Raw genomic sequence first — 21,592 nt, 5'->3', positions numbered from 1 at the left:
GCTTATTCGTCAGCCGAAGACTGGCGCTGCAGGATCGAGCTGAACTCTTCGGCAAAGGTTTCGTAACGCACCGAGATGCGCTCGACCCGGGTGGTGAAGCGGTTGTAGGCCCACACCGCCGGGATGGCCACGAACAGGCCGATGGCGGTGGCGAACAGCGCTTCGGAAATGCCCGGCGCGACCGCGGCGATACCGGCCTGCTCGCCGCTGTTGAGCATGTCGTGCATGGTCACCATGATGCCGAACACCGTACCGACCAGACCCACGTAGGGCGCGGTGGAACCGATGTTGGCCAGCAGTTCCAGATTGCGCTCGAGCTGGTCGACCTCACGCGCATAAGTAGCGCGCATCGCACGTTGCGCACCTTCCAGCTGGGCACGCCCATCGAGCCGGCGCTTGTCGCGCAGGCGGGCGAACTCGCGGAAGCCGGCTTCGAAGATGGCCTCCAGCCCGGTGACCACGCGATTGCGGTCAGTGGCGCCGGCGTAGAGCTTGCTCAGTTCGGCGCCGGACCAGAAGCGGCTTTCGAACTCGTCGGCGTCGCGATTGGCGGCCTTGAACACGCGCGCCTTGCGGAAAATGATCACCCAGCTGATCAGCGAGCCGACCAGCAGCAGCACCACGATCAACTTGACCGGCAGGCTGGCCTTGAGCATGAGCTCCAGGTAGTTGATGCCGGTGTGGGTGACGGCGGTCGAGGCCTGCGCGGCCGCGGCGGCGGTGTCCTCGGGCAGGGCTTCGACCACGGTGGCCAGGAGCGATGCGATCATCCGGTATTCCTCAGGGTGCGACGTCTTCGGGGGAAAGCGATTGGGTTACAGCGGTGAGTTCGGGGTGCAACAGTCGATCAGGGCGATTCGAACGACTTGAATTCTTCATACAACGGTTCGGGCAGCGCTTTGGGTTTAAAGCTCGACGCGGCCAGGCACGCTACCTTGACCTCGGCTTCCAGCAGCAGTTCCTCGCCGCGCAACAACCGCTGGACGAAGATCACGCTGGCCCGCTTGCACTGGCGCAGGCCCAGTTGCACCTGCAGCAGATCATCCAGCCGCGCCGGACGCAGGAAATCCAGGGTCATGGCGCGCACGACGAAAACCAGATCATGCTCGTTGCGCAGCTGTTCCTGATGATGGCCATTGGCGCGCAACCATTCGGTGCGCGCGCGTTCCAGGAAGGCTACGTACTGGGCATGGTAGACAACGCCGCCTGCGTCCGTATCTTCCCAATAGACCCGTGTCGGCCAACTGAATAAAGGCACATTCCGTGACGGGGACGTCAACTCCCCGCTCACGTGCTGCCCCTGGCCATGGCGTCGGAAAGGCGGCGGCTCAGAACATTTCCTCACTGCCGGCCGCGCCCAGTTCCAGTTCGCGACGGGGCTTGAGGCCCAGGTGGCGGTAGGCTTTGGAGGTGGCCATGCGGCCGCGCGCGGTGCGGATCAGGAAGCCCTGCTGGATCAGGTAAGGCTCGATGACATCTTCCAATGTGCCGCGTTCTTCGGACAATGCCGCAGCCAGCGATTCCACACCCACCGGACCGCCGTCGAAGCTGTCGACGATGGTGCGCAGCATGCGCCGATCCAGATCGTCGAAGCCTTCCGGGTCCACTTTCAGCATCTGCATGGCGGCATTGGCCACGTCGCTGTTGATATGGCCATCGGCCTTGACCTGCGCATAGTCGCGGACGCGGCGCAGCAGCCGGTTGGCGATACGCGGGGTGCCGCGCGAGCGGCGCGCGATCTCGGCCGCACCCTGCGGCTCGCAGTCGATGCCCAGGATCCGCGCCGAGCGCCGCACGATGCTGGTCAATTCTTCGCTGGTGTAGAACTCCAGCCGCTGGGTGATGCCGAAGCGGTCGCGCAGCGGTGCGGTCAGCAGGCCGGCGCGGGTGGTGGCGCCAATCAGGGTGAAGGGCGGCAGGTCCAGCTTGATCGAGCGGGCCGCCGGGCCTTCGCCGATCATGATGTCGATCTGGAAATCTTCCATCGCCGGATACAGCACTTCTTCCACCACCGGCGACAGGCGATGGATCTCGTCGACAAACAGCACGTCGTGCGGCTGCAGGTTGGTCAGCAGGGCGGCCAGATCGCCGGCTTTCTCGATCACCGGGCCGGAGGTCACTCGCATGTTCACCCCCAGCTCGTTGGCGATGACATGGCTCAACGTGGTCTTGCCCAGGCCAGGCGGACCGAAGATCAGCACATGGTCCAGCGCCTCACCGCGCTGTTTGGCGGCCTGGATGTAGATGTCCAGCTGTTCGCGGACCGGCTTCTGGCCCAGGTACTCGTCCAGGCGCTTGGGCCGGATGCTGGCCTCGATGGCCTCGTCCTCGCGGTTGGCCCCGGCGGAAATGATGCGGTCGTCGGTCATGGGGCGATTATGCGGTCAAATCTCCACCTGCGCGCCCAGTTCGACCAGGCGATTGCCGGGAATCCGGAAGAATCCCGTCGCCGGCGCCGCATTGCGGTGCATGACCGCGAACAGCTTGTCGCGCCAGACCGGCATGCCCCGGTGGGCGCTGGCCACGATGCTCTCGCGGCTGGCGAAGTAGGTGGTTTCCATCGGATCGAAGTAGATGCCGCCGCGGTCGCAGGAACGCATCAACGCCTGCGGCACGTCCGGGGTTTCCATGAAACCGAACTTGATGATGACGCGGAAGAACTCGTCGCCGATCGATTCGATCTTCAAGCGCTTCTCCGGCGGCGCGATGGGCACCGGCAGGGTTTCCACGGTCAGGAACACGTTGCGCTCGTGCAGCACCTTGTTGTGCTTGAGGTTGTGCATCAGCGCATGCGGGACCATGCCGGTCTGCGCGGTCAGGAACACCGCCGTGCCGGGCACGCGTACGGGCGGGGCCAGCATCAGGCCGGGCAGGAAGGTATCGAGCTGGATGCCTTCCTTGCGGATTTCGGCACTCAACAGTTCGCGGCCACGACGCCAGGTGCGCAGCAGGGTGAACACCAGGATGCCCAGCACCACCGGGAACCAGGCGCCCTGGAAGAACTTGGCGCCATTGGCGAACACGAAACCGGCATCGACGATGAAGAACACCACGCACAGCGCGATGATCACGCCGCCGGTCTTGGGCCACAGCGCGCGCGCCACCAGCGCCAGCAGCAGGGTATCGATCAGCATCGTGGCCGAGACCGAGATGCCGTAGGCCGCGGCCAGGCGGGTGGAATCCTGGAACATCAGCACCACCGCCAGCACGCAGACCATCAGGATCCAGTTGATGCCGGGGATGTAGATCTGGCCGATGGTGTCGTGCGAGGTGTGCTTGATCTGCATGCGCGGGATGTAGCCCAGCTGCATGGCCTGGCGCGCCACCGAGAACGCGCCGGTGATCACCGCCTGCGAGGCGATCACCGCGGCCATGGTGGCCAGGATGATCATCGGATACAGCGCCCAGCCCGGCATGGCTTCGTAAAACGGATTGACCACGGCGGCCGGGTGATCCAGCACGAACGCGCCCTGCCCCAGGTAGTTCAGGGTCAGGCACGGCAGCACCAGGGTGTACCAGGCATAGCGGATGGGCTTGACGCCGAAATGGCCCATGTCCGCGTACAGCGCCTCGCCGCCGGTGACGGCCAGCACCACCACGCCCAGGATCAGCACCGAGTGCCAGCCATGCTGGATGAAGAACTTCGCGCCCCAGATCGGGTTGAGCGCCTTCAGCACTTCCGGCGCATCGATGATGTTGTGGATGCCCAGCGCGCCGATCGACAGGAACCAGGCCATCATCACCGGGCCGAACACGCGGCCGACCTTCTGCGTGCCGAAGCGCTGGACCATGAACACGGTCAGCAGGATCACGATGGTGATCGGCACGATGAAATGTTCCAGCCCCGGCGCGGCCACGCGCAGGCCTTCGACCGCGCCCAGCACGGTGATTGCCGGGGTGATCACGCCGTCGCCGAAGAACAGCGAGGCGCCGAAGATGCCGAGGATGCCCACCACGTAGGCGGTGCGCGAACCGCGCTTGAGGGTGCGTTGGGTCAGCGCCATCAGCGCCATGATGCCGCCCTCGCCCTCGTTGTCGGCGCGCATGATGATGGACACGTACTTCAGCGTCACCACGATCATCATCGCCCAGAACACCAGCGACAGGATGCCCAGCACGGTGTCGTGGTTGGCCTGCAGGTGGAAGTGTTCGGAGAAGGCTTCCTTCAGCGTGTACAGCGGGCTGGTGCCGATGTCGCCAAACACCACGCCACCGGCGGCGATCACCAGCCCGGCCAGGCCCTGCTTGCCGTGGCCGTGGCCATGATCGTGGCCGTGTCCGCCGGCATGCGAGGCGGAAGAAGAAGAGGAAGCAGAGGCGGACATGGCGGAGAAGGCTAGCGCGCGAGAGGTGAGGAAAGGCTCTAGAGGCGTTCAGCGCAGGGCTGACTGCAAGGCCTTGCGGATGATCAGGGCAGCGTCGTCGCCCGCGGCCGCGGCATCGCGGACCATGCGTGCGGCTTCGGCCGGCTTGTAGCCCAGTTGCTGCAGGGCGACGGTGGCTTCGGACTGCGGATCGGCCGGCACACCGGCACTGAGGGTGACGCCGCCACCGGCCAGATCGGCCGCGCGGTCGCGCAATTCCACCACCAGGCGCTCGGCCGTCTTCTTGCCGATGCCGGGCACGCGGGTCAGCGCGGTCACGTCGCCAGCCTGCAGCAGTCGCGCGAACTCGTCCACGCTGACGCCGGAAAGGATCGCCAGCGCAATCTTGGCGCCGATGCCGCTGACCTTCTGCACGTCGCGGAACAGGCGGCGTTCGCTCTCGCGCAGGAAACCGTACAGCGAGACGCTGTCTTCCTTCTGCGCGTAATGGGTGAACAGGCTGACCTCACGACCCAGTTCCGGCAGGTCGTAGAACGTGCTCATCGGCGCTTCCAGCTCGTAACCCACGCCGCCCACGTCGATGATCAGCCACGGTGGCTGCTTGTGCGAAAGGATGCCGCGCAGACGACCAATCATGGACAACTCCCGGGGTTGGGCGTGCAGCCTACAGCAAGCCGGCGCTGCGACATCATTTGCGGCTCCAGGCCAGGCGCGCATTCACGCCCAGGCGCTGCGCGGTGGCGCGTACATGCGCGTGGGTGATGGCCACGGCCAGGGCGTCGGCGGCATCGGCCTGCAGCTTGCCGTGCAGGCCCAGCATGATCCCGACCATGTGCTGGATCTGCTGCTTCTCGGCGCTGCCCTTGCCCACCACCGCCAGCTTGACCTCCTTGGCGGCGTACTCGTGCACGGCCAGATCGCGCATGACCACCGCGCAGATCGCCGCGCCGCGGGCCTGGCCCAGCTTGAGCGCCGAGTCCGGATTGCGCGCCATGAAGACCTTTTCGATCGCCACTTCGGTCGGCTTCCAGGTCTCGATGACGTCGCTCAGGCCGTCCAGCAGCACGCGCAGCCGGCGCGGAAAGTCTTCCGCGCCCAGCAGCACCAACGGCGCGTGATGGACATGGCTGACCTTGCCGGCGGCATCGACATCGATGATGCCGATGCCGGTGCGCTGGGAACCGGGGTCGATGCCGAGGATACGGGTCATGTCAGGGCGCGTGCTTACGCGTAGGCGTCCGCGCCCAGTTCCGCATTGGAGTAGACGTTCTGCACGTCGTCCAGGTCTTCCAGCATGTCCAGCAGCTTCACCACCTGCTTGGCGGTATCGCCGTCGACGGCGATGTCGTTGTCGGCGCGGAAGGTCACTTCGGCCTGGTCGGCGGCCAGCTTGGCCGCATCCATCGCGTCCTTGACCGCCTGGAACTGTTCGGGGCTGGTGATGACGTCGATGGAGGCGTCATCGGGATACACCACCACGTCATCGGCGCCGGCTTCGATGGCGGCTTCGGTGATGGCGTCTTCGTCGGCGCCCGGTGCATAACTGAGCACGCCCACGCGCTTGAACATGAAAGCCACCGAGCCTTCGGTGCCCATGTTGCCGCCGCACTTGCTGAAGGCATGGCGGACATCGGCCACGGTGCGCACCCGGTTGTCGGTCAGGCAGTCGACGATCACCGCCACCCCGCCCGGCGCATAGCCTTCGTAGCGAACCTCCTCGTAGACCACGCCTTCCAGCTCGCCGGTGGCCTTCTTGATGGCGCGCTCAATCACATCCTTGGACATGTTGGCCGACAGGCCCTTGTCCATCGCCACGCGCAGGCGCGGATTGTTGTGCGGGTCGCCTCCACCGCCACGGGCTGCCACGCCAATCTCGCGGATGATCTTGGTGAAGATCTTGCCGCGCTTGGCATCGGTGGCGTTCTTGCGGGCTTCGATGGAGGGGCCTCTGCCCATGGTCTTTCCGTTACGGCGATGGTTGGGGCGGCGATTTTACTCCATCGCCCCGCCACTACCGTTGATTTGAGCCCGGGCCTGGAAGCGCGTCGGCGGGCAGGAACCGGCCCTGCCGCAGAAAGGCCGCGGCCTGGCGGGCCGCCGCCGCGGAAAACACCAACCCGGTATGGCTGGAAGCGACGTTGCAATGATCGGCCAGGCCGGGCAGACGGGTTTCGGCCAGCGACACGGTGCCGTCGGAGGGGCCATCAATTCGCGCGAACAGGCGCCCCACCCCGCGCGCGACGGTGCCGGCGACCATGCCCACCTCGGTCACGCCGCTCCAGGGCTGACAGCCGCGGTCCAGGAAATCACCGCTGCGGCCCAACAAGGGCGCCGTCCAACGACGGCCCACCAGAGTGCGCGCGGCCTGGCTGCCACACAGCGGCGAGCCGAGGCAGACCAGGCGCGCCACCGGCAGATCCGGTGCGCGGCGCAGGGCTTCCAACGCAATCACCCCGCCCAGGCTGTGCCCGAGCAACAACGTGGGTCCGCTTTGGCGAATACGCCGGGTCAATGCGGGAATCGCCGCCTCGGCGCCGCCCAGCACGCTCGGATAGGCAAAGATCTCGGCATCGAATCCCAGCGCGCGCATGCGTCGCGCCAGCGGCAGCACCCAGCTGCGCGCATTCCAGATGCCGTGCAGGATCAGCAGCTTCTCAGCCATGCCCGGTGGATGCCGATGCCTCGCGCCGCAGGATGAACTCCAGATCGCGCACGCGCCCGACCGGGAATTCGTAATCGCCTACCCGCTCGAATCCATAGCGCCCATAGAAGCGCTGTGCGCCCAGGTTTTCCGACCACACACCGATCCACAACCGGCGTGGGCCATCACGTTCCAGCCAACGCAGCGCTTCATCGAACACGCGCGCGCCCCAGCCGCCATTCTGGTGGCTCTTCAATACGTACAGGCGCTTGAGTTCGCCATCGCCGGCGACGACTTCGGGATGCGGCAGGCCGCAAGGGCCGGCAGCGGCATGACCCACGGCAACGCCATCGTCTTCCAGCAGCCAGACCGCGTAGTCCGGATGCGCCAGGATGATGCGCTGGCGCTCCACCGCGTAGGCCTCTTCGAGAAAGGCCTGCAGATCCTCCGGCGGGTACAGATGGCCGAAGGTCTCCACGAACGTGCGCGTGGCCAGGTCGGAAACGACCTGGGCGTCAGCGACCGTGGCGCGACGAATCAGCACGCTTACGCGTCTTCCTCGTCGTCTTCCTCTTCTTCCTCGTCGGCGTCTTCTTCCTCTTCTTCCTCGCCGTCTTCTTCTTCGTACTCTTCTTCGTCTTCTTCTTCGTAGTCGTCTTCGCCGAAGTCCTCGCCATCCCAGCGGAACTGGCCATCCGGCACGAAGGTCACCGCCATCGCGGCGGGGCTACTGCCCACGCGCACCAGCCAGCCACCAAAGACACGGGCGCGTTCGGTGACCAGCGCGGCCTCCGATCCTTCGTTGCCCAGACGTTCCCACTCCAATGCAAAAGCGTGTTCGGTCATTGCGCAAATCTCGTTGAGTTGGTTCTGTTTCAGTCTTGCTTCTTCGGACGGACCTGGATGTGCACTTCGGCCAGCTGCGCATCCGGAATCGGCGACGGCGCACCGGTCATCAGGCACTGGGCGGTGGTGGTCTTGGGGAACGGGATCACGTCGCGGATCGATTCGGTGCCGGCCATCAGCGCAGCGATGCGATCGATGCCGAAGGCGATGCCGCCATGCGGCGGTGCGCCGTACTTGAGCGCATCCAGCAGGAAGCCGAACTTGGCTTCGGCCTCTTCGGCGCCGATGCCCAGCAGCTCGAACACCGCGCTCTGCATTTCCGGGCGGTGGATACGGATCGAACCGCCGCCAATCTCGTTGCCGTTGAGCACCATGTCGTAACCACGCGACACCGCGGTCTTGGCATGTGCGCGCAGGTCGTCGATGTCATCCACCGCCGGCGCGGTGAACGGATGATGCAGAGCCACATAGCGCTGCGCTTCCGCATCCCACTCGAACATCGGGAAGTCGGTGACCCACAGCGGCTTCCAGGCATCCTGGACCAGGCCGTTGTCCTTGCCGACTTTCAGGCGCAGCGCGCCCATGAAGTCGCTGACCACCTTGTAGTCGCCGGCGCCGAAGAACACCAGATCGCCATTTTCCAGGCCCACCGCCTGCATCAGCGCGGCAAAGGCGTCCTCGGCGAAGAATTTGGCGATCGGCGAGGTCACTTCGCCATTGTCGCCGCGCTTGATGTAGGCCAGGCCCTTGGCGCCGTACTTGGCGGCGTGGGCAGCGTAGTCGTCGATCTGCTTGCGCGACAGCGCCGCGCCCTTCGGCACGCGCAACGCGGCGACGCGGCCGTCCGGATTGGCGGCGGCATCGGTGAACACTTTGAATTCACTGTTTGTGACCAACTCGGCCACGTCCACCAGTTCCAGATCGATGCGCAGATCCGGCTTGTCCGACCCATAGCGGCGCATGGCTTCGGCCCAGGTCAGGCGCGGGAACGGATCAGCCAGATCCACCTCCATCACTTCCTTGAAGATCGTGCGGATCATGCCTTCCACGGTGTCCTGCACGTCGCGCTCGCGCACGAAGGCGAATTCCATGTCCAGCTGGGTGAATTCCAGCTGGCGATCCGCGCGCAGGGCTTCGTCGCGGAAGCAGCGCGCAATCTGGTAGTAGCGATCAAAGCCGGCCACCATCAGGATCTGCTTGAACAGCTGCGGCGACTGCGGCAGCGCGTAGAACTCGCCCGGATGCATGCGCGCAGGCACCAGGAAGTCGCGCGCGCCTTCCGGCGTGGCCTTGGTCAGGATCGGCGTTTCGATGTCCTGGAAACCGCGCGCGTCCAGCCAGCGGCGCAGCGACTGCACCAGCTGGATGCGGGTGCGCTGCATGCGCTGCATTTCCGGGCGGCGCAGATCCAGGTAGCGGTACTTCAGGCGGGTTTCTTCGCCGGCGTTCTCGTGCGCATGGAACGGCAGCGGCGCAGCCTTGTTCAAAATCGTGATGCGGCTGGCGAGGATTTCCACCTTGCCGGTCTTGATCTTGTCGTTGACCGAGTGACGCGCGCGCACCACGCCCTCGACCTGCAGCACGTCCTCGTAGCCCAGGCTGGCGGCGACCGCAAAGACTTCGGCCTGGTCCGGTTCCACCAGCACCTGCACGATGCCTTCGTGGTCACGCAGGTCGATGAAGCACAGGCCCCCCAGGTTGCGGGCGACGTCGGTCCAGCCGCACAGGGTGACGGTCTGGCCAATCATGGCCTCATCGATGAGGCCGCAGAAATGGGTACGCATGGGGGCTCCACGAACAAAAGCGCCGGCAGGTGCCGGAAAGCCGCGTAGTTTAACCGCTGGGCCCGCAGCCGGGGTCGTGGCCCGGGGCGTTCAGGCTCGGAGGATGGGGTTTCCGGCGATATCCGGGCGGGCCCGGGCAGCCCCGGCGGCTGGCCTCAGGGGGCCGCGGATCCGCCCGCCGGCTTGGACTCGGCCTTGGGCGCTTCGGTCCTGCTCTCCGATTTGGCGGAGCCGCCCTCGCCGCCCGACGACGGCTTGGCGCCTTCGCCGCCATCGACCAGATTGCGCTTCTTGTCGCCGTCCTTCTTGAAGTCGGTCTCGTACCAGCCGCCGCCGGCCAGCCGGAAGCTGGGCGCGGTCAGCTGGCGCTTGATCGCCGGTTTGCCGCAGGACGGGCAGATTTCCGGATCCGGGTCGGACAGCTTCTGCAGGCGGTCGAAGTGGTGGCCGCACTCGGCGCACTGGAAGGCATAGATGGGCATGGGGCAACGCAGGAAGACGGAGCGGATGGCTATTCTGAGGGCTGGCGGCCGGGATTCAACCGCCGCCCTCGTCTCCGACTCAGTGCGCGACTGCGGCCCGACCCTTGATGGCCGCGCGCGAACCGTAAGCCGCACGGGCGGCGACTGCCGGACGAGCTGGCGCGGCTGTGGCAGCGACCGGCGCAAGGTCCACCAGTCCATTCGGTCCCGTGCACGGCCCGCTCAGGCAGTCGTAGAAGCCGGCGCGGCTGCGCGAGCGCAACGAGTCCGAGCCGTTGACCCAGTTGTTGTAGTGGTCGTATTCCTCGCGGACGCCGTAGTAGCGGTTGCCGGCGCGCAGCAGCGGGCGGAAATACGTGCCCTTGGAGTAGCAGATCGCGGGGAAGATCTCGGCACACGTGGTCATCGGTGCGGTCACCAGGGCGCGGCTGTCCAGCCACGCGCCATTGGCGAAGGACCATTGGTGGCGGGTGGGCGTCGGCCAGGTGCCTTCGATGTAGGTGCGATAGTCGGCGTTGTTGGCACCATCGCGCTGCACGCGCCGTTGCCATTCGTAATCCATGTAGGTCGCCGGCAGGCTGCGGAAATCGTCTGCCCACCAGTCGCCTTCCGCGGTGAGTGCGCCCTGTTGCGGCGTGTTCTCCGGAATCTGGAAACCCAGCCCCACGCGCGTGTAGCCATAGCGCGTGTCGCGCGAGCGGTACACCACCGGCGACATGCCGTAGCGGCTGTCGTCGACTTTCCAGTACGTGCTCTGCAGCATGTCGTGGCCCACGCTGAGACTGCGCGCTGCCACGTCCACCGACCACGTCGTCGCCACGCCGTCGGCCGCCACGGGATAGAGGACGAAGTCGTCATCCATTTTCTCGCCCGGTTCGACCTGCACGCCCGTGCCGCCGATGTTGAACCGCTGCCGCGCGAACGCGCACTGGATCACCTGCAGCGTGTTCTGTTCCGGGCACGTGGTCGGCAAGGCGACCTGTTTTCCATTCAGGTTGCCCCAGCCTTCCGGCCGGATCCAGCGATCCATGTCGACACCGCCAAGCACGAAATAGTCCGTGCCGGTTTCAATCGCACCCGTGTCGTCCCAGGTGATCACCTGCTCTTTCCAGTCCAGGCGCACGACCCACTGGCTATAGTCGGCGCCCTGGAACAGGCGACGCAGCTGGTAGCGCACGCGCGTGCGATTGACGTTGGTGTTGTCCGCAGCGCGATAGAACTGGTTCGGGTAGGGATTCCAGGGCTGCAGATCGATCACGCCATTGGGCAGCACGCTGACGTTGTAGTACGGCGACGGCAGGCTGATGCTCTCCAGGAACAGCGCCTGCCCGGAGGCGGAGCGATCGAACAGGAAGAACTGGTCGGCATTCATCGGCAACTCGTGCCAAGGCAGGGCCGACATCATCGCCAGCTTGACCGGTATGTTCGCCAGCGAAGCCACCGGCGCCTGCGTGGCCTGGCGATCCAGATAGCCTTTGGCCGCTGCCAGGAAGGCGGTGTCGTAGTAGAGATCGCGGAAACGGTCGCGGTCATGCAGCATGCCGTAGCCGTCGGCGAACAGGGTCGGCAGCGCGATTGTGCCGGCTGACACGGCCGATATCAGATACGCCGCGTTTTCCAGTTCGTCGGAGTAGACCGACCGCACCGCCAGTTCGAATTCGCGATCGCTGCCTGCGGCATGGCCCAGCGAATTGCGCGCCAGGTATTCCAGCGCGGTGGTGTACGGCGAAACGCGCAGCGCGGGTTGTTCGCTCAGGCTCAGGGTGTTGTCCGCGCCGGCCAGCACATGCAGGCGGCCGTAGGTGCCCAGGACCGATTCGTAGTGGACCCGGGTGGATTCCACCACCACCTTCACCATCGCGTTCGAAGGAGCACCGGAAACGCGGACGCTGTAGGTAGTGCCCTGCACGACAGCGGGATAGTCGTTGGCGCCGACCTGCACCACCACGCTCATGGGTCGACCACCCGGCGCAAGCTCGACGACCTCGCCGACGAGGGTGACGATTCCGCCCGGGACCAGCGGTTGCGAGCCATTGGCGCGCTTGCCTGCGGCCGCAGCCGCGGAAGCCGGCAGCGCTACACCACGGGAGTCAGTTCGGTTGCTGACGCCGGATGCTGTGTCAGGCGATGCCCATTGCATGCGCGCGGCCCATGCGCCCGCGACCACGCCCAATACGGCCACGATGGCCAAGCCTGTCTTGATCCGCTTCACTGATTTCCCCGAATACGCGTCCAGGCGCTGCAACCGTGGGCGATTCCCCCGAATCCCCACGCGCCTTTCCTTGGATGCTGCCAATCTAGCCGAACCGGCATTGGCCGTCGAGTGCGCTACGGCATGCGCGCGGTATCGTCTTTGCGACGGCTATCCGGCAGTGGGAGCGAGCGGGTCTGCCGGGCCGGATGGCGGGTGGCTTCGACCACCGCGGCGGTCATGCGCATCGCCGCCGAGGCCGTGGCCCGGGCAGGTTCGCGCTGGCGGGAGCTTTCCCATTCGCCCAGCGCGTGTGCCGCGCAGGCATAGGCAACGAAGCTGAAGATGGCCAGCATCGCCATGCGTTTACCTGACTGATTCCTTTCCATGGATTTCCTTACTTCCTGATGGCAAGTAGCGACGATCCAGCTGCCGCTGCGCGTTCCCCTGGCGCGCAATCTATAGGTATCTCTGTGCGCCGTCGAGCCCGACATGGCGATTGCCGGTGGAAACGTGTGCTTCTGCACACTCAACCCGGGCCAGTCGAGTGCGGGCGGACAGCCGGGCGATGCACTTACAGGTCCGCGCGCGCAATTCCCTTGTATCGTGCACGCCGTTGGACCGGAGCCCGATCAATCATCCAGGCGCGCCCCGCGGAAGCGTGCGATGGCGCTGCAGCGACGTCGGTCAGTCCGGTGACCCCGTTGCAGGCGCCGGCGAGGCAATCCTGGAACACCGCCCGACTGCTCGTGCGCGTGAGGGTGGTCGCCACACTGCCGCCCGCGAGGTGCTCGTATTCTTCCTGCAGGCCGTAGTAACGATTGCCAACGCGCAACAACGGGCGGAAGTAAACCAGCAAGGTCTGACAGGTGGCCGGGTAATAGATGGCGCAGGTCGTGGGCGTGGTTATCCGGTTGACGCGATGGTCAACCACGGCGCCCTGCTGGGTATAGGTCAGGTAGTCCAGCGGTGGCACGTCCACGCGCGAGGCTGGCGGACGACGGTAGTAGGTGGCCACGCCCGCGGTGCGGGTCATGTCGAACTGGCCCGGCCAGTAGTAGTAATAGAACCGGATGCTGCTGGGCGAATAATCGCTGCGACGCCACTGCCCTTCGCCGGAGCTCAACCACTGAGCCGGGTCGGGCTGCGGGATGACGAAATCCAAGCTGACCTGCACTTGCCCTGAGCCCTGCTCGCGCGCGAGATAAAGCAGCGTGCCAGCGCCGTGATCCTGGCCATCCACCCGCCAGAACGTGGTGCTGATGGCGCCCGCTGTGATCTGCAATGTGCGCGCAGCGGAGTCAATGCTCCAGCTGAAATCCGGGCCTGGTGCGCTTTCGCCCGCCATCGCCAGATTGTCTGCGAACTTCATTCCGTAGCCCAGCGTACTGCCGTTGCCGTTGGCTGCAAACGAATGGCGGGTGGATTCGCAGCGATTGAGGTTGGACTCGCTGTCGATGCACAGCCAGGGCATCACCATCAACTGATTGGATGGATTGACCCAGCCTTGCGGCTGCGACCAGCGCTGCACGTCGATGCCTGCCATTACGTATTCGGTCGAACCGGTCACTACCGGTAGGTCCGGCGACGACACGACCTGCTCGGTCCAGAACATCTTGATCGCCCAGTGGCTGTACGGGTCGCCCTGATAGAGGCGACGCAGCTCATAACGAGTGCGGCGCCGCTCCACCGTGGCGTCGTGATCACGGCTGAAAGCGCGGTGGACGGGCGGCACGTCGGGCTCGAGTACAACCGTGCCATCGCTCGCGATGCTGGCCCGGTACTGCGTATGGGCCATCGGGTAGGACTCGAGAAAGGAGACCTGATTGCCTGCCTCCTTCTGCAACAGGAATACCGTGCGCTTGCCGCCCAGCGGCAAGTCCAGCGCCGACACGCCGTCGCTCATCACGAGTTGCTCGGGCAATTCGCTCAGCGAAGCGACGGGCGCCGTCGGTGGCCGCTTCGAAAGGAAACCATAGGTCGCGTAGAGCAGGTCGGAGTCTTCCCGCAAGGCCAGGCTGTATTCGACCTGGTTCTTCACCATCTCGTAGCCGTTCGGGAAGTAAGCCGGCGTGGGATCGGTGATGCCCCGGATCAACAGGTAGGCGGCCGCTTCCAGATCTTCGGTCGGCGTGGCGCGCATGCCACGCTGGATGTCGGTGTCGTTGGCTGCCTGCCGCCCTCCCAGTTGGAATTCGCTCATCAGCGAGAGCGCGGTGGTGTACGACGACACCTTCACCCAGGCGTTTTCCGCCTGCACCAGACGTGCATCGGGGCCGGCCAGCGCCTGCAGTCTGCCGAAGGTGCCGAGCACCGATTCGTAATGCACACGGGTGGATTCCACTTCCACCTTCACCATTGCCGTGGACGGTCCACCTGACACGCTCACGCTGTAGGTATGGCCCTGTACGACGGCAGGGAATACCCGCGTGCCGACGCGTGCGGTGACTGTCATGGGTTCATTGGCGCTGGCCAGATCCACTACATCGCCGACGATGGTGAAGTAGCCGCCAGGCACCAGCGGCTGTGAACCGTTTGCACGCGCTCCGGCAGCCGCGGCGGCAGCCGCGGCGGCGATACCCGGATCCGCTTGCGCGGCACGCGCTGCGACGCGCGGTCCATCCGCGAACGGTGCCCAATCCATGCGTGCGGCCCAGGCGCAAGCCACTACAGCCAGTAGGGCCACACCGGCTGTTGCACTTCGAATCCGCATCCCCGCCCCCTTCGCGTCCAGGCGCTGTAGCTGTGGGCGATTCCCCGGAAGCCCGCAACGCCTTTCCTTGGATGACGGCAAATCTAGCCCAAGCCCCGGAGTCCGTCGAGTGCGTCTGGCGACCTTCGAGCCTTCATCGAGGCTGCGCGAAGAGGGTCGTCTGATGCCGAGCGGGTCAGCCCGCTTCCTCGTACAACGCCGACCACGCCTGCTCGGCCTGTTCCAGCGCCGACTGCGCGGCCTGGCGATCCTTGCCCAAGGCTTCGACGCGGCGCGGGTCGGCGTAGACCTTGGGGTCGGCCAGGTCGGCGTCGATGCCGGCGATCTGCGCTTCCAACTCGGTCAGACGCGCTTCGGCCTGGGCCAGCTTGTGCGGGTTGGGCGGCTTCTTCGGACCGGCCGGCTTGGGCGGCGGGGTGGGCGCGGCTTCGGCCATGCGGGTCTTGGTGCCCTGCGCGGCCGGGCGCGTGCGCAGCCAGGCGGCGTATTCGTCCAGGTCGCCGTCGAAGGGTTCCACCACGCCATCGGCCACGCGCCAGTAGCTGTCACAGACCAGGCCAATCAGATGGCGGTCATGCGAGACCATGACGATGGCGCCGTCGAAATCGCTGAGCGCTTCGGCCAGCGCTTCGCGCATTTCCAGATCCAGGTGGTTGGTCGGTTCGTCGAGCAGCAGCACGTTGGGTTGCTGCCAGGCGATCAGCGCCAAGGCCAGGCGCGCGCGCTCGCCGCCGGAAAATCCGTCGACCACTTCAAACGCGCGATCACCGGGGAAATTCCACTTGCCCAGGAAGTCGCGGAACGACTGCGTGGAGGCGTCCGGCGACAGATCGCGGAAGTGATCGATGGCCGACTGCCCCTCGTGCAGCGACTCCACCGTGTGCTGGGCGAAGTAGCCGATGCGCAGATCCGGATGCGCGGCGCGCTCGCCGGCCAACAAGGGCAATTCGCCCACCAGCGACTTCACCAGCGTGGTCTTGCCGGCGCCGTTGGGGCCGAGCAGGCCGATGCGATCGCCGGCTTCCAGGCCAAAGCCAACGTTGTGCAGGATGACGGTGGGTGTGGCCGCCGCGCTTTCCGCGGGGTAACCGGCCTCACCATGGTTGATGCGGATCAGCGAATGTGGCAGGCGGTTGGGTGGGGCGAACTCGATGCGGAACTCGCGCTCCATGCGCACGGCTTCGGTGCCGGCCAGCTTGGCCAGGCGTTTCATCCGGCTCTGCGCCTGCTTGGCTTTGCTGGCTTTGGCCTTGAAGCGATCGATGAAGGACTGCAGGTGCGCGCGTTCGGTCTGTTCCTTCTCGAACGCAATCTGCTGCTGGCGCAGTTGCTCGGCGCGCTGGCGCTCGAAGTCGGTGTAGCCGCCGGTGTAGAGCTTGGCGCCGCCGCCATGCAGGTGCAGGGTGTGGGTGGCGACGTTGTCGAGGAACTCGCGATCATGCGAGATCAGCAACAGCGTGCCGGGATACTTGAGCAGCCATTGCTCCAGCCACAGCACCGCATCGAGATCCAGGTGGTTGGTGGGTTCGTCGAGCAGCAACAGATCGCTGGGCATCATCAGCGCCCGCGCCAGGTTCAGGCGCACGCGCCAGCCGCCGGAGAACGCCGACACCGCGCGCTGATGCGTATCGGCCGGGAAGCCCAGGCCATGCAGCAGTTTGCCGGCGCGGGCACTGGCGTCGTAGCCACCCACTTCTTCCAGACGGATATGCGCCGCAGCCACGGCTTCCCAATCCTCGGCCGCAAGCGCATCAGCTTCGGCTTTCAGCGCCGAAGCAACCACCGGGTCGCCGCCCAGCACGAAGTCGATGGCCGAGTCCGGCAGCGACGGGGTTTCCTGCGCCACGCTGGCGATACGCACCTTGCCGGGCAGATCGACATCGCCCTTGTCCGCTTCCAGCTCACCGCGGATCGCCGCGAACAGACTGGATTTGCCGGTGCCGTTGCGGCCCACCACGCCCACGCGGTAGCCCGCATGCAAGGTCAGATCGACGTTGGACAGCAACAACCGTTCGCCGCGCCGCATGGCGAAGTTACGCAAGGAAATCATGGGGGCAATGCCAGAGAGAGCCGGAGGGAATAAGCAGATAAGCAGAAGTTCTGCGACACCATTCTACCTGTTAACAAATAATTGACGTTACGTTGGAGCCGTGGCCCCCGCCCTCGCAGGTACCGGGCCGCCGCCCCCTCCCCGCCGTCGCTGGAGATCCCATGATTCGCAAGGTTTCGTCGCTGTCCGCCGCCATCCTCCTGGCCCTCGCCACCGCCCCCGCCCTCGCCCAGAACGCCCCCGTGGCCGCGCCAGGCCAAGCCCCGCAGACGCTCGACACCCTGATTGTCACCGGTACCCGGGTCAGTGACCGCACCGTGGCCGAGTCGGCCTCGCCCATCGACATCATCACCTCCGAAGCGCTGCAGGCCACCGGCACCACCGAACTGGCCACCGCCCTGGCGCGCTCCCTGCCCTCGCTCAACTTCCCGCGTCCTGCCGTGACCGACGGCACCAGCGCCATCCGCCCGGCGCAGCTGCGCGGCCTGGCCCCGGACCAGGTGCTGGTGCTGGTCAACGGCAAGCGCCGGCACACCTCTTCGTTGCTCAACGTCAACGGCAGCATGGGCCGCGGCTCGGCGCCGGTGGATCTCAACACCATCCCGATCGCCGCCATCGATCGCGTCGAAGTGCTGCGCGACGGCGCTTCGGCGCAATACGGTTCCGACGCCATCGCCGGCGTGGTCAACATCGTGCTCAAGGGCGCGGGTGAAGGCGGCAGCATCGGCGTCAAGGGTGGCCAGTACTCGGCCGGCGACGGTGCGCAGTATCAGCTGGCCGGCGATGTCGGCATCACTTTCGGCGGCGACCGCGGCTTCCTGCACGTGGCCGGCCAGGTCGACGACCAGGACAGCACCAACCGCGCCCGCCCCTACGCCGGTACCTCGCCGGGCGGTTCCAATCCGCAACTGGGCCAGAAGAAGTTCGTCTACGGCGATCCGGAAGTGGAAGCGCAGTCGGTCTCGCTCAACACCGAATTCAAGTTGACCGATGCGATCACCGCGTACGCGTTCGGCATCTTCGGCAACCGCGACATCACCTCGTTCGCCTTCTATCGCGCGCCGGGCGATGCACGCAACATCCTGTCGATCTATCCGGACGGCTTCGTGCCGGAGATCAACAACGTCTCGCAGGATCGCTCGCTGGTCGCCGGCCTGCGTGGTGATACCGCCGGCGGCTGGAAGTGGGACGCCAGCTACAACTACGGCTACAACCACCTGGAGTTCTTCACCCGCAACTCGCTCAACACCAGCCTGGGCGCGTCCAGCCCGCGTTCGTTCTACGACGGCGCATTGGAAACCACGCAGAACATCGTCAACCTGGATGTGAGCAAGGGCTTCGACTGGGGCCTGGCCTATCCGGTCACGCTGGCCTTCGGCGCCGAATACCGCGACGAAAAGTGGAACCAGTCGCCGGGCCGGCCGGACTCCTACTTCCAGTCCGGCACGCTGGCGGCCGGTGCGCAGGGCTTTGGCGGTTTCTCGCCGGCCAACGCGGGTCACTATTCGCGCCACAGCTACGCCTTGTACGCGGATCTGGAAGCGGATTTCACCGACAAATTCTCCGGCGGCGCGGCCGTGCGCTACGAGGACTACAGCGACTTCGGCAGCGAGACTTCCGGCAAGTTGTCGGCGCGATATGCCTTCACCGATCAGGTCGCGTTGCGCGCCACCGTGGCCAGCGGCTTCCGCGCGCCGTCGCTGCCGCAGCAGCACTACACCGCGGTGACGAGCAACTTCAACGGCACGGTATTCCTGGAGTCGGGCACGTTCCCGGTCGATCATCCGGTGGCCGCCGCGCTGGGCGCCGAACCGCTGCAACCGGAAACCTCGCTGTCCTACAGTCTGGGCCTGGTGCTGCAGCCGATTGATCGCCTGTACATCACCCTGGATGCGTACCAGATCGACGTGGACGATCGCATCATCCTGTCGGGCAACCTGCAGGGTGCCGCACTGGTGTCGCTGGTGTCCTCGCTGGGCTATCCCAACGTCACCAGCGTGCGCTACTTCACCAACGCGGTGGACACGCGTACCCGCGGCGTGGATCTGGTCGGCTCCTATGCGTTGCCGCTGGGCAGCGGCACGCTCAACCTGACCGGCAGCTTCGGCTACAACAAGACCGAGATCACCCACATCGCGGCCAACCCGCCCGAGCTGGAAAGCAACGGCCTGAACCTGCAACGCGTCTCGCGTGACGAGCAAGGGCGCATCGAAGAGGTCAATCCCAAGACCAAGCTCAACCTCGGCGCGACCTGGAACCTGGAAAACTGGGACTTCGCCCTGTCCACCACGCGCTATGGCGACTACACCGTGCGCAACGCCACCAGCGCCGCCAACGATCAGCGCTACGGCGACGAATGGGTGGTGGATGCCTCGGCCAGCTACAAGCTGCAGGGCTGGACCTTCACCGTGGGCGCGGACAACCTGCTGGACAGCTATCCGGACAAGACGATTTTCGCCACCTCCAACTCGGGGCAATTCCCTTACAGCAGCTACTCGCCGTTCGGCTTCAACGGCGCCTTCGTGTACGGCCGGGTTGGCTATCGCTGGTAAGCAAACCGGTGCATGAATCTGTGCCACAACAAGACGGGTTTGCAGGATCGCGCCGCCTTCGGCGAAACTCGGGGTTCCCCCTGCCACCACCCGCGAGTATCGATGCATCATGACACCGACCTGATCAACATCGTCGCGGTTGGCCTGGCCCTGGCATTCGTCCTGGGCGCGCTGGCCCACAAACTGCGCCTGTCACCTCTGGTCGGTTATCTGCTCGCGGGCATCCTTGTCGGTCCCTTCACTCCTGGCTTCGTCGCCGATCAGGCGCTGGCCAACCAGTTGTCCGAACTGGGCGTGATGCTGCTGATGTTCGGCGTTGGTCTGCATTTCTCGCTCGATGATCTGCTCGAAGTCAAAGCCATCGCCATCCCCGGCGCGTTGGCGCAGATCGCCGTGGCCACGCTGCTAGGCTGGGGCCTGGCCTGGGGCATGGGCTGGACCCCCATCAATGGTTTCGTGTTCGGCCTGGCCTTGTCGGTGGCCAGCACGGTGGTGCTGCTGCGGGCGATGGAAGATCGACGCCTGCTCGACACCCAGCGCGGCCGCATCGCGGTGGGCTGGCTGGTGGTCGAAGATCTGGCGATGGTGCTGGCGCTGGTGTTGCTGCCGGCGCTGGCCGATGTGTTCGGCAAGGGCCAGCAGGCCGAGGAAGGCGTGTTCGGCGTCATCGTGGTGGCCATCGCCTGGACGCTGGTCAAGCTCAGCCTGTTCGTGGCGGTGATGCTGGTGGTCGGCCGCCGCGTCATTCCGTGGACGCTGGAAAAAATCGCCGCCACCGGCTCGCGCGAGTTGTTCACCCTGTCGGTGCTGGCGATCGCGCTGGGCGTGGCGTTCGGCTCGGCCACCCTGTTCGGCGTGTCGTTCGCGCTGGGCGCGTTCTTTGCCGGCATGCTGCTCAACGAGTCGGAACTGAGCCAGAAGGCGGCCAACGATTCCCTACCGCTGCGCGATGCCTTCGCCGTGCTGTTCTTCGTCTCGGTGGGCATGCTGTTTGATCCCGCCATCCTGATCGAGCATCCGTGGCAGGTGCTGGGCACCTTCCTGATCATCGTGGTGGGCAAGTCGCTGGCGGCGTTCGTGATCGTGCGGATGTTCGGCCATCCCACCGGCACCGCGCTGACCATCTCGGTCAGCCTGGCGCAGATTGGCGAGTTCTCCTTCATCCTGGCCGCGCTCGGTGTGAGCCTGGATCTGCTGCCGCAGACCGGACGCGATTTGATCCTGGCCGGCTCGCTACTGTCGATCATCGCCAATCCGTTCCTGTTCTCGTGGCTGGATGGCTGGGTGCGCAAGCGCGAAGCCAATGCGCCGCAACCGATCGAGCCGGAAATCCCGCCGGGTCCGTCGCTCGATCTGCACGACCACGCCATCATCATCGGCTACGGCCGCGTGGGCAGTGCGCTGGCGCAGGTGCTGCGCGATCGCGGCGTGCCGCTGATCGTGATCGATGACAACGGCGAGCATGTGGCGCGCGCGCATGCCGCCGGTATTCCCGCCATCCGTGGCAGTGCGGCGGCAGATCGCGTGCTGGCCGAAGCACATCCGGATCGCGCCAAGATTGCCGTGTTGGCGATTCCGCAGCCACTGGAAGCCGGTGAGGCCATCGCCAAGCTGCGTGCGATCAATCCCGGCCTGACCCTGCTGGCGCGCGCGCACAGCGACACCGAAGTGCGGCACCTGCTGGAACATGGCGCCGATGGCGCGGTGCTGGCCGAGCGCGAATTGGCGTTCTCGCTGGCGGAGATGGTGATGGCCACGCCACCGTATCGGGCGCTGCGCGCCTGATAAGTCAAACGTCACCGGGCGCTGCGCGCCCGATAAGCCAGACATCTCCACGCGCTGCGGGGCGGATCGCTTCTGCCCCTTCCCCCGCTTGCGGGGGAAGGTTGGGATGGGGGCGGAACGAAGACCAGGTCTTTGAGTTTGCGACTTCGTTCTGCCCCCACCCCAGCCCTCCCCCGCAAGCGGGAGAGGGAGCAAAAGCAGCGTGGCATTGAAGCCATCCCTG

The 21,592-nt window shown here is 65.7% G+C and carries 18 protein-coding genes; 2 read left to right on the top strand and 16 right to left on the bottom strand.

Translation table 11 applies throughout. The annotated features are described in order from the left end of the window. Window positions 1-2: 2 nt before the first annotated feature. The 16 genes from tolQ to B5X78_RS12460 form a co-directional block, all read right to left on the bottom strand. Window positions 3-770 carry a protein TolQ gene (gene tolQ / locus B5X78_RS12535; protein WP_079724869.1) on the bottom strand — a complete coding sequence of 256 codons (768 nt, stop codon included), beginning with the start codon at window positions 768-770 and terminating at the stop codon, window positions 3-5. 77 nt (window positions 771-847) lie between these two features. Then, window positions 848-1,279, bottom strand: coding sequence for a tol-pal system-associated acyl-CoA thioesterase (gene ybgC, locus B5X78_RS12530; RefSeq protein WP_079724868.1), 432 nt, complete (start codon window positions 1,277-1,279; stop codon window positions 848-850). 49 nt (window positions 1,280-1,328) lie between these two features. Continuing rightward, window positions 1,329-2,369 carry a Holliday junction branch migration DNA helicase RuvB gene (gene ruvB / locus B5X78_RS12525; protein ID WP_079724867.1) on the bottom strand — a complete coding sequence of 347 codons (1,041 nt, stop codon included), beginning with the start codon at window positions 2,367-2,369 and terminating at the stop codon, window positions 1,329-1,331. 15 nt (window positions 2,370-2,384) lie between these two features. Next, window positions 2,385-4,325 (bottom strand): potassium transporter Kup, encoded by a 1,941-nt coding sequence (locus B5X78_RS12520; RefSeq protein WP_079724866.1) that lies wholly within the window; start codon window positions 4,323-4,325, stop codon window positions 2,385-2,387. A 48-nt stretch (window positions 4,326-4,373) separates the two neighbouring features. Further along, complete coding sequence (gene ruvA / locus B5X78_RS12515) at window positions 4,374-4,961, bottom strand: Holliday junction branch migration protein RuvA (RefSeq protein WP_079724865.1); 588 nt, start codon at window positions 4,959-4,961, stop codon at window positions 4,374-4,376. Between the two features lie 52 nt (window positions 4,962-5,013). Continuing rightward, complete coding sequence (gene ruvC / locus B5X78_RS12510; RefSeq protein WP_079724864.1) at window positions 5,014-5,535, bottom strand: crossover junction endodeoxyribonuclease RuvC; 522 nt, start codon at window positions 5,533-5,535, stop codon at window positions 5,014-5,016. Window positions 5,536-5,549: 14 nt separating this feature from the next. Beyond that, window positions 5,550-6,281: a YebC/PmpR family DNA-binding transcriptional regulator gene (locus B5X78_RS12505; RefSeq protein WP_079724863.1), complete on the bottom strand. Its 732-nt coding sequence runs from the start codon at window positions 6,279-6,281 to the stop codon at window positions 5,550-5,552. 55 nt (window positions 6,282-6,336) lie between these two features. Further along, window positions 6,337-6,987, bottom strand: a complete 651-nt coding sequence (locus B5X78_RS12500; RefSeq protein WP_079724862.1) for an esterase/lipase family protein — start codon at window positions 6,985-6,987, stop codon at window positions 6,337-6,339. Further along, on the bottom strand, window positions 6,980-7,510 hold the full coding sequence (locus tag B5X78_RS12495) for a GNAT family N-acetyltransferase (RefSeq protein ID WP_079724861.1): 531 nt from the start codon (window positions 7,508-7,510) through the stop codon (window positions 6,980-6,982). The genes B5X78_RS12500 and B5X78_RS12495 overlap by 8 nt, the downstream gene beginning before the upstream one ends. Window positions 7,511-7,512: 2 nt before the next feature. Beyond that, entirely contained in the window at window positions 7,513-7,812 is a 300-nt protein-coding gene (locus B5X78_RS12490) for a DNA primase (RefSeq protein ID WP_079724860.1), read from the bottom strand. A gap of 29 nt (window positions 7,813-7,841) precedes the next feature. After that, window positions 7,842-9,596 (bottom strand): aspartate--tRNA ligase, encoded by a 1,755-nt coding sequence (aspS, locus tag B5X78_RS12485; protein ID WP_079724859.1) that lies wholly within the window; start codon window positions 9,594-9,596, stop codon window positions 7,842-7,844. A 155-nt stretch (window positions 9,597-9,751) separates the two neighbouring features. Next, window positions 9,752-10,078, bottom strand: coding sequence for an FmdB family zinc ribbon protein (locus tag B5X78_RS12480; protein WP_079724858.1), 327 nt, complete (start codon window positions 10,076-10,078; stop codon window positions 9,752-9,754). A 79-nt stretch (window positions 10,079-10,157) separates the two neighbouring features. Further along, on the bottom strand, window positions 10,158-12,290 hold the full coding sequence (locus B5X78_RS12475) for a hypothetical protein (RefSeq protein WP_139381551.1): 2,133 nt from the start codon (window positions 12,288-12,290) through the stop codon (window positions 10,158-10,160). A gap of 116 nt (window positions 12,291-12,406) precedes the next feature. After that, on the bottom strand, window positions 12,407-12,631 hold the full coding sequence (locus B5X78_RS12470) for a hypothetical protein (RefSeq protein WP_079724856.1): 225 nt from the start codon (window positions 12,629-12,631) through the stop codon (window positions 12,407-12,409). A 212-nt stretch (window positions 12,632-12,843) separates the two neighbouring features. Further along, window positions 12,844-14,913, bottom strand: coding sequence for a hypothetical protein (locus B5X78_RS12465; protein ID WP_079724855.1), 2,070 nt, complete (start codon window positions 14,911-14,913; stop codon window positions 12,844-12,846). Window positions 14,914-15,157: 244 nt separating this feature from the next. Continuing rightward, a complete protein-coding gene (locus B5X78_RS12460; RefSeq protein ID WP_079724854.1) occupies window positions 15,158-17,032 on the bottom strand; it encodes an ABC-F family ATP-binding cassette domain-containing protein in 1,875 nt (624 codons plus the stop codon). A 161-nt stretch (window positions 17,033-17,193) separates the two neighbouring features. Between B5X78_RS12460 and B5X78_RS12455 the strand changes: the two genes are divergently transcribed. Together B5X78_RS12455 and ybaL are read left to right on the top strand one after the other, a co-directional pair. Beyond that, window positions 17,194-19,584, top strand: coding sequence for a TonB-dependent receptor plug domain-containing protein (locus B5X78_RS12455; RefSeq protein WP_079724853.1), 2,391 nt, complete (start codon window positions 17,194-17,196; stop codon window positions 19,582-19,584). A 102-nt stretch (window positions 19,585-19,686) separates the two neighbouring features. Further along, complete coding sequence (gene ybaL, locus B5X78_RS12450) at window positions 19,687-21,369, top strand: YbaL family putative K(+) efflux transporter (protein WP_079724852.1); 1,683 nt, start codon at window positions 19,687-19,689, stop codon at window positions 21,367-21,369. Window positions 21,370-21,592: the final 223 nt, after the last annotated feature.

The organism is Pseudoxanthomonas indica, assembly GCF_900167565.1.
In the GTDB taxonomy this organism is placed as follows: domain Bacteria; phylum Pseudomonadota; class Gammaproteobacteria; order Xanthomonadales; family Xanthomonadaceae; genus Pseudoxanthomonas_A; species Pseudoxanthomonas_A indica.
Note: the sequence above shows the minus strand (reverse complement) of the source record. Positions and strands in the feature narration are given on the sequence as shown.